Source organism: Streptomyces sp. WELS2 (assembly GCF_013870595.1).
In the GTDB taxonomy this organism is placed as follows: domain Bacteria; phylum Actinomycetota; class Actinomycetes; order Streptomycetales; family Streptomycetaceae; genus Streptomyces.
Window position 1 is genome coordinate 1 of sequence record NZ_JACBWZ010000300.1, and the last position, 6,945, is coordinate 6,945.

The following is a 6,945-nucleotide window of genomic DNA, read 5'->3' on the forward strand; positions in this document are numbered from 1 at the left end:
CCCCGCCCGCACCAGCCGGGCGGTCACCGGGTCGGCCGCGAGCCGGGCCCGGTAGGCGGGCAGATGGGTGCCCAGCCAGGCATGCTCCCCGGGATGCGCGCCCTGCCCGGCGTGCAGCAGCTTCAGGCACGCGAAGGTCTCGGCGAGCGGAGAGACGACGAACCGGCTCCGGGCGAGCGTGTCGGCGTCGAGCTGCCACCACCCCACGGCCGCACCTCTCCCCCCGGGACTCCACGACGTACGACATCACGCGCGGTGCGTTCCGCGCGGTACGCAGCGCACGGGAGGTTCCGCACGGGACGTTCCGCGCCCGGCCTTTCGCGTGCGGGCGAAACGATAACGGGCGCCCGGCGGCCCGGCCGAGACTCCGGACCATGACCGGCTACCGATCCCTGTTCCGCACCCCGGAGTTCACCCCGCTCTTCCTCGGCACGGCCGCGCAGACCGCCGCCCAGACCATCGGCGGCCTCGCACTGGGCACGCTGGTGTACGGGGCGACGGGCTCCCCGCTGCTGTCGGCGGTGAGCATGTTCGGCCAGTCGCTCGCCCAGGCGCTGGGCGCGACGGTCCTGCTCTCCGGTGCCGACCGGCTGCCCCCGCGTACGGCGCTGTCGGCGATCGCCCTGGTCTTCGCGGCCGGTACGGCGGTCCAGGCACTGCCCGGCCTCCCGGCCGGCGCGCTCCTCGCCGTCCTCCTGCCGCTGGGCCTGGCCGCGTCGCTCGGCGGCGGGGTCCGCTGGGGCCTGCTGAACGAGATCCTCGGCAAGGACGGCTTTCTGCCCGGGCGTTCACTCTTCAACATGGTGAGCGGCCTCTCGCAGGTCGCCGGCTTCGCCACCGGCGGCGCCCTGCTCGCCGCCGTGTCCCCGCGCGCCTGCCTGCTGCTGGCGGCGGCCCTGTACCTGACGGCCGCGTCGGCCCTGCGGTTCGGCCTGACCGCCCGCCCGCCCCGCGCGGCCGGCCGACCCTCGGCGTCGGAGACCTGGCGCGTCAACGCCGCGCTGTGGTCGTCCCGGCCGCGCCGTCTGACCTACCTGGGCCTGTGGCTGCCGGGCGGAATGGTCGTCGGCTGCGAGTCGCTGTACGTGGCGTACGCCCCGCACGCGGCCGGCACCCTGTTCGCGTGCGGGGCGCTCGGCATGTTCGCCGGGGACGTGACGGTGGGCCGGCTGCTGCCCGCCGCCGTCCGCGCCCGCCTGGCCACCCCGCTGCTGCTCCTGCTGGCGACACCGTTCCTGATCTTCTGCGCGCACCCGCCGGTGCCGGTGGCGGCGGCCTGCGTGACCGTGGCGTCGGCCGGCTTCGGGGCGAGTCTGCTGCAGCAGGAGCGGCTGATGCGCCTGACCCCCGACACCATGGCCGGCCAGGCCCTCGGGCTGCACTCGGCGGGCATGCTGGCCCTCCAGGGCCTCAGCGCGACGACGGCGGGCACCCTGGGCCAACTCGCCTCACCCGCCACGGCGATGACGGCGATGGCGGCGGGCTCGCTCTGCGTCACCCTGACGCTGACCGCGGCGGCCCGCCGGCCGGGGGCCGGCCGGGAGGAGAGCCCGCTGCCTGTTCAGTGATGGATGGTCGTCTTGGCGACGACGATGATCAGACCGAGCGCCAGGTTCACCAGACCGGAGACCACCACCAGCCGGCGAGAGGCCCCGGCCCGCACGGCGGCGACGGTCGACCACATGACCTGCTCGAACAGCGCCACCCCCAGCGCGAACCATGCCGTTCCGGCAAGCCCGAGCCCCAGCAGGGGACTGATCGCCACCGCGATGGAGGGGGGAACGGCGGCCTGGACCACCGGCCACTCGTGCCTGGCCACCTGGCGCACCTCGCCCCAGCTCAGGAGCTGTCCGGGCGTCCGGTCCCCGGCCAGACGGGCGTACACATGGGCGGCCCAGAACACGATGCCGGTGACGAGGAGGAACAGCACGAGTCCGAGCCGGGAGAACGGACCGAACGCCGCCGTCCCGGCGATGACGGACGCGGCCAGGAGCGCACCGTAGATCGCACCCGCGTAGTCGGTCCGCGGCTGATCCGGACGGTGCTCCGCGGCACCGCCGCCCGGTGTGGGGACGCTGGGCACATCTCCATGATTGCCGGGACCACGGCCCAGCGCACGACGAAGGCCGTGGGCCGAGCCCCTGAGCGCACCTTTCGCCTCCGTGCCTCCGGGCAGGAGGGGGCCTTTTCGTCGTGCCCGGTACCCTGCCCGCATGATTCGTGCGGTGATCTTCGACGTCGGCGAGACCCTCGTCCGTGACGATCGCTACTGGGCGTCGTGGGCCGACTGGCTGGACGTCCCCCGGCACACGCTGTCCGCGCTCGTCGGGGCCGTCGTCGCGCAGGGTCGCGACAACGCCGACGCCCTCCGCCTCGCCCGCCCCGGCATCGACGTCGCAGCCGAGTACCGGGCACGCGAGGCCGCCGGCCGCGGCGAGCACCTGGACGACAGCGACCTGTACGACGACGTCCGTCCCGCCCTGGCCGAGCTGCGCCGTCTTGGCGTCCGGGTCGTCATCGCCGGGAACCAGACCGCTCGCGCGGGTGAGCTGCTGCGCGCCCTCGACCTGCCCGCGGACGTGGTCGCGACATCCGGGGAGTGGGGTGTGGCCAAGCCTCAGCCCGAGTTCTTCCGGCGGGCCGTCGAGGCCGGGCAGGCCTCGCCCGGTGAGACGCTGTACGTCGGCGACCACCCCGCCAACGACACGATTCCCGCGACGGCGGCCGGACTGCGTACTGCTCATCTGCGGCGCGGTCCGTGGGGGCACCTATGGGCAGCCGACCCGGATGTCGTGGCGGCTGCGGACTGGAGAATCGACCGCCTCACGGAACTTCCGGCGCTCGTCGCCCAGTAGCAGCCCATCACTCTGTCACGGTGCCGCTACTGTTCGAGGCGGACGCACCGAACGGAGCCCGTATGCCCACCTCCACAGCCATCGAGGTCGGCCGCCGCGTTGCCACCATCCGCCGTACCCGCCGGATGACCCAAGCTGCCCTTGCACGCGCTGCTTTCGTCTCCCTGGCCACCATCAAGGCCATCGAACGCGGGGCCCGCTCGCCCAGCGACGACACCCTCGATTCGATCGCCGCAGCGCTCGCCGTCGACCCGAGCCGCATCATCACCGGCAGCACGCGCACCGACAGCCGGGTGCACGCCTCCATCCCCGCCATCTCCGCCGCGATCGCCGCCTACGACATCCCTGCCGACGTCCCGCCGCTCCCGCTGCACCAACTCGCGGCCGAGGTGACTCAGTTGACCGAGTGGAGACTGGCCGCACAGTACGCCCGCATCGCCGAGCACGCCCCCCGGCTCCTCACCCGCTCCATGACCGCGCTGCACCACTGCACCGGCGCGGACCGGCTGCATGCCGCTCGACTCCTCGCCGCCACCGCCAGGTCAGCGGACGCGGTCGCGTACAAGTTCGGGCACTGGGACCTGTCAGCCAGGCTCGTCGATCTGATGCGATGGGCGGCCGACCAGACCGAGGACCGCATCGCCCAGGCCACCGCCGCCTACGTCCGTACGGAAACGTTCTTCGCCGCACGTGCCCACGCCCAAGGCCTCGCCGCTCTGGAACGCGCCATCGACGCGAGTCCCAGCCCGATCGGCCGGAAGACGACCGCAGCCCGCGGCGCCCTGCATATGCGAGCGGCCGTCATCGCCGGCCGCGCCGACGACTCCGAGGCCGCAGAGCACCACCTGGCGGAAGCCCGTCGACTCGGTGACACCATTCCCGAGGCCGACTACGACGGCACCCGGTTCGGCCCCGACTCCGTGCGTGCCCACGAGGTGTCCGTCGCGGTCAGCCTTGGCCGTGATCACATCCGGACAGCCCTGGACGTCGCCGAGGAGTGGACCCCGCCGGACTCCATGCCGGCGGAACGCCGATCCGGGTTCTGGATCGAGCTGGCGCGAGCGCAGGTGTGGGCGGGACGCCCGGACGACGCGTTCGAGTCGCTGAAGGTCGCCCGGTTCATCGCACCGCAGCACACTCGTGAGCACCCGTGGGCACGGGAGGCCGCGGCCACTGTTCGCCGGCTGAAACGCGCGGACGCCGAGTCGCTGACCGCGTTCACCGAGTGGATCGGCGCCGTCTGAGGGGATACACGCTGTATCCCTTGCAGCCCTTGTCGCGGTCCATCCTCTGTCCGTCGAAGACAGACGGCAGGTGGAGGCCAGGATGCGAAGTTGCAGCGAGCCGCTGTTCAAAATTGCCGGACCCGTCAGTATCGCCCGGCTCCACGGGCGGGCCTGCTGGCACTGTGGCGCGGTCGCCCGGGGGATGAAGGCAGTGGGCCGGGTCCAGCGAAGCGCCGGCCGGCGGGTGTGGACTGTCGTGTCGTGTGGCTGTCACCTGAAGCCGGAGATGGCGCTGACGAGCGAGGGGCGTGTCCAGTGACCCCGTTCCGGCAGGACTGTTGGTGACGGCCATGGCATGGGAGCCGCAGCTGCCGCAGGTCCGCGTACTGTGCCGCGAGCCGGCATCCGTGCCGGCCGCGAGGCACTTCGTGGTCGACATCTCGAGAACTGGGGCCTGGTCGGCGTGCTGGACGATGCCGCCCTGGTCGTGACCGAGCTGGTGACCAACGCGTTCGGGCACACCGGGACACCGAGCGTGCGGGTCGTTGTGCGCCGGGTGCCGTCGGACGCGGTCCGGGTCGTCGTCATCGACAAGCGTCCTGAGCTTTGGCCCGCTCTCCGGTCCGCGAGGCCTCTTGACGGCGGAGGACGCGGCCTGGCCCTGGTGGAGGCCGTGACGACGGCGTGGGGCTGTACCCGATCGTCCCGGGAGAAATACGTCTGGGCCGACTTGAAGGTGGCGAAGGGTGCTTGAGATGCCGGCTCCGAGCACACGTCTGATGGTCATCCCCGCCATGCTGGTGCCGCACATCCCGTTGCCGCGCTTGGAGCTTCTGTCCGAGGCCCGGACGCGGGGCGCCGAGTGCGTCTGGGGTGGCGAACGGTTGACCATCGAGACGGCCATCGACCTCGGCAAGCACGTGGACGACGGGTTCAGCTGGTTTCCGCGCGCCTGCCTGCGCTGTACCCGGAGCGCCGTACGGGCCGCGCGCGACACACACCCCGATCGGTGCACCGAATGCAAGGGCCTTGCCGCCCTGTGCGACACCCGGCGCGCCCTGCACGAACTCCTGCGGGAACTACGCCGATGACCGACACCGGCCCCATCCGTGCCGTGCGGTACCGGGACGGCGTTCCGGTACCGTTCATCACCGCCTGGACCAAGGAAGAGATCCCGATCCAGGAGCTGGTCAAGGTCCACCGCTCCCCGGCGACGTTCCTTGGCCTCCGGGACGAGACCGACGTAGAGCGGCAGTTCGGAGTGTCCTGGATGCGCATGCCGGCCACGCGGGGCGGCCGGCCGCAGCACGGCCTCGTCCACGCGCTGCGGCAGCGGCAGGCGATGAACCGTATGCTCTGCCGGCTCTGCGGCGGGCCAACGGTCGGCACCCGGAAGGACGAGTGGACACTCTTTCTCGCGGCCGGCGCAGACGGCCACCCGCTCCTGAACGGGGAACGGACGGAGTCTCCACCCGTGCACGCGGTGTGCGCCCGGCTCGCCGTCGAGCACTGCCCGCCGCTGCGCCACCGTGGCTGGACGGCGGCCCTCGTACGGCGCACGCCGGTCTGGGGAGTGGCCGGGTACGTCTACGATCCGCTCACCCTCGAACGGCTGCCGGGCTCTCCCGCGCATCGGGACGGCATGCACCGCGTCCGAGCGAGGACAGAGCGTGGGGGTTGCTCACTTCTGCGTTGACCTGGGCAAACACCGTGATCGTGTAGGAGATTTCCAGAAGACCGGACCACATGGCGAGTGTCTGTTCAGGCTGCTGCCCGCCCGGACCACGAGAAAGGCCCCGGACCCTCTGGCCTGAGAGTCCCGGGGCCTGACACGCTGGGATCACTTACGGCGCTTGCGTGCCTTCGCCTTGCGTTCGGCTTCCTTGCGCTTCTCGATGGTGTACGACGACCACTCGCCACGATGCAGGTTGCATCGCGACGCACCGACCATTGCCAGCCGCCGGCACCGAGTGCCCTTCTCCGTCAGCGCTCCACACCTGGACTGCGTACGAGCCACGTCTCCAACCCCTGGTCTTCGACCCTCGTGCGGACCAGTGCAGGATGGCCGGGCACGTGTCCCCTGCGGAAGGCGCACTGCTTCGCGCAGTGGTGCACGGCGGCCCGAGGAGGGTTGCTCGGGGGCGCACGCTTTCCAAGCGTGGGCTGTGGGCCGGGGCGTTCACCTGCGTCCACGCGAGGCTGTCCTCCGGGAGCGGGCCGGCGTCCGGTCCTGTCTGAACGGCCGTGAACCGGGCTGGATGAGACGGAAACTGAGGCAGTGGCGCCGGGCTGGCTGCTTCACTCCTCCCCAGGCGGGATGAGGCGATCGGCGCTCTCAGCGTCGTCCACGTGTCCGTGGGCATCGACAGTGATCGGGGTGGCCCGTCCCTTGGCGGTAATCAGCCAGTCGCCCGCGTGTGGGAGACCGTCTTCAATGCCACGGTGGCTCCCAGGCTGCGATGATCTGTCAGCACATGACCAGTGACCGGGACCGGGCCATCGCGGGACCGGCTCGGAGCCGTGGTCCCGGGGCCGGTGGGGGAGCGGCCTCCGACACCTCCGACGGCATCTTGCGGGCCCGTAGTGGGCCGTCCGTGGAAGGACCCTTGAACGTTGAAGGGCCAGCCGGGAGGAAACCCCTCCTGAGCTGGCCCTTCTCTCTGTGCCCCCGGCAGGATTCGAACCTGCGACACCCGCTTTAGGAGAGCGGTGCTCTATCCCCTGAGCTACGAAGGCCGGGTGGTGATCGACCGGTGATGGTCGGGTCGCCGTCGTCAGTGTAGCGGGTGGTGTGCTCGGTGTACCGGGGGTGCGGCCGAGCGGGGGCCGGGGCTGTTCCGGGCGTGGATAGGGTGGGGCCCCGT

At 71.8% G+C, this 6,945-nt stretch carries 7 protein-coding genes, 1 tRNA gene and 1 pseudogene; 6 read left to right on the top strand and 3 right to left on the bottom strand.

Annotated elements, in window-relative coordinates:
- Nucleotides 1-207, bottom strand: a pseudogene (locus tag H5J33_RS18370) (transcriptional regulator); the annotation flags it as partial.
- A 167-nt stretch (nt 208-374) separates the two neighbouring features.
- Here H5J33_RS18370 and H5J33_RS18375 point away from each other — a divergent pair.
- Nucleotides 375-1,568 carry an MFS transporter gene (locus H5J33_RS18375; protein ID WP_181796022.1) on the top strand — a complete coding sequence of 398 codons (1,194 nt, stop codon included), beginning with the start codon at nt 375-377 and terminating at the stop codon, nt 1,566-1,568.
- Here H5J33_RS18375 and H5J33_RS18380 read toward each other — a convergent pair.
- Complete coding sequence (locus H5J33_RS18380) at nt 1,562-2,083, bottom strand: hypothetical protein (RefSeq protein WP_181796023.1); 522 nt, start codon at nt 2,081-2,083, stop codon at nt 1,562-1,564. The two genes, H5J33_RS18375 and H5J33_RS18380, sit on opposite strands and share 7 nt — an antisense overlap.
- 130 nt (nt 2,084-2,213) lie before the next feature.
- Here H5J33_RS18380 and H5J33_RS18385 point away from each other — a divergent pair, with 130 nt between their 5' ends.
- The 5 genes from H5J33_RS18385 (at nt 2,214) to H5J33_RS18405 (ending at nt 5,777) form a co-directional block, all read left to right on the top strand.
- Complete coding sequence (locus tag H5J33_RS18385; RefSeq protein ID WP_181796024.1) at nt 2,214-2,855, top strand: HAD family hydrolase; 642 nt, start codon at nt 2,214-2,216, stop codon at nt 2,853-2,855.
- 62 nt (nt 2,856-2,917) lie between these two features.
- Nucleotides 2,918-4,099: a helix-turn-helix domain-containing protein gene (locus tag H5J33_RS18390; RefSeq protein ID WP_181796025.1), complete on the top strand. Its 1,182-nt coding sequence runs from the start codon at nt 2,918-2,920 to the stop codon at nt 4,097-4,099.
- A gap of 370 nt (nt 4,100-4,469) precedes the next feature.
- Complete coding sequence (locus H5J33_RS18395) at nt 4,470-4,835, top strand: ATP-binding protein (protein ID WP_181796026.1); 366 nt, start codon at nt 4,470-4,472, stop codon at nt 4,833-4,835.
- Nucleotide 4,836: 1 nt separating this feature from the next.
- Nucleotides 4,837-5,172, top strand: a complete 336-nt coding sequence (locus tag H5J33_RS18400; protein ID WP_258565205.1) for a hypothetical protein — start codon at nt 4,837-4,839, stop codon at nt 5,170-5,172.
- Entirely contained in the window at nt 5,169-5,777 is a 609-nt protein-coding gene (locus tag H5J33_RS18405) for a hypothetical protein (RefSeq protein ID WP_181796027.1), read from the top strand. The genes H5J33_RS18400 and H5J33_RS18405 overlap by 4 nt, the downstream gene beginning before the upstream one ends.
- 967 nt (nt 5,778-6,744) lie before the next feature.
- On the opposite strand, the gene H5J33_RS18410 is transcribed toward H5J33_RS18405, so the two are convergent.
- A tRNA-Arg gene (locus tag H5J33_RS18410) sits at nt 6,745-6,817 on the bottom strand.
- Nucleotides 6,818-6,945 lie beyond the last annotated feature (128 nt).

What these genes read in the sequence shown, in the direction of transcription:
- H5J33_RS18390 (WP_181796025.1), top strand. Translation starts at nt 2,918, where the DNA reads ATGCCCACCTCCACAGCCATCGAGGTCGGCCGCCGCGTTGCCACCATC.
- H5J33_RS18385 (WP_181796024.1), top strand. Translation starts at nt 2,214, where the DNA reads ATGATTCGTGCGGTGATCTTCGACGTCGGCGAGACCCTCGTCCGTGAC.
- H5J33_RS18375 (WP_181796022.1), top strand. Translation starts at nt 375, where the DNA reads ATGACCGGCTACCGATCCCTGTTCCGCACCCCGGAGTTCACCCCGCTC.
- H5J33_RS18405 (WP_181796027.1), top strand. Translation starts at nt 5,169, where the DNA reads ATGACCGACACCGGCCCCATCCGTGCCGTGCGGTACCGGGACGGCGTT.
- H5J33_RS18400 (WP_258565205.1), top strand. Translation starts at nt 4,837, where the DNA reads ATGCCGGCTCCGAGCACACGTCTGATGGTCATCCCCGCCATGCTGGTG.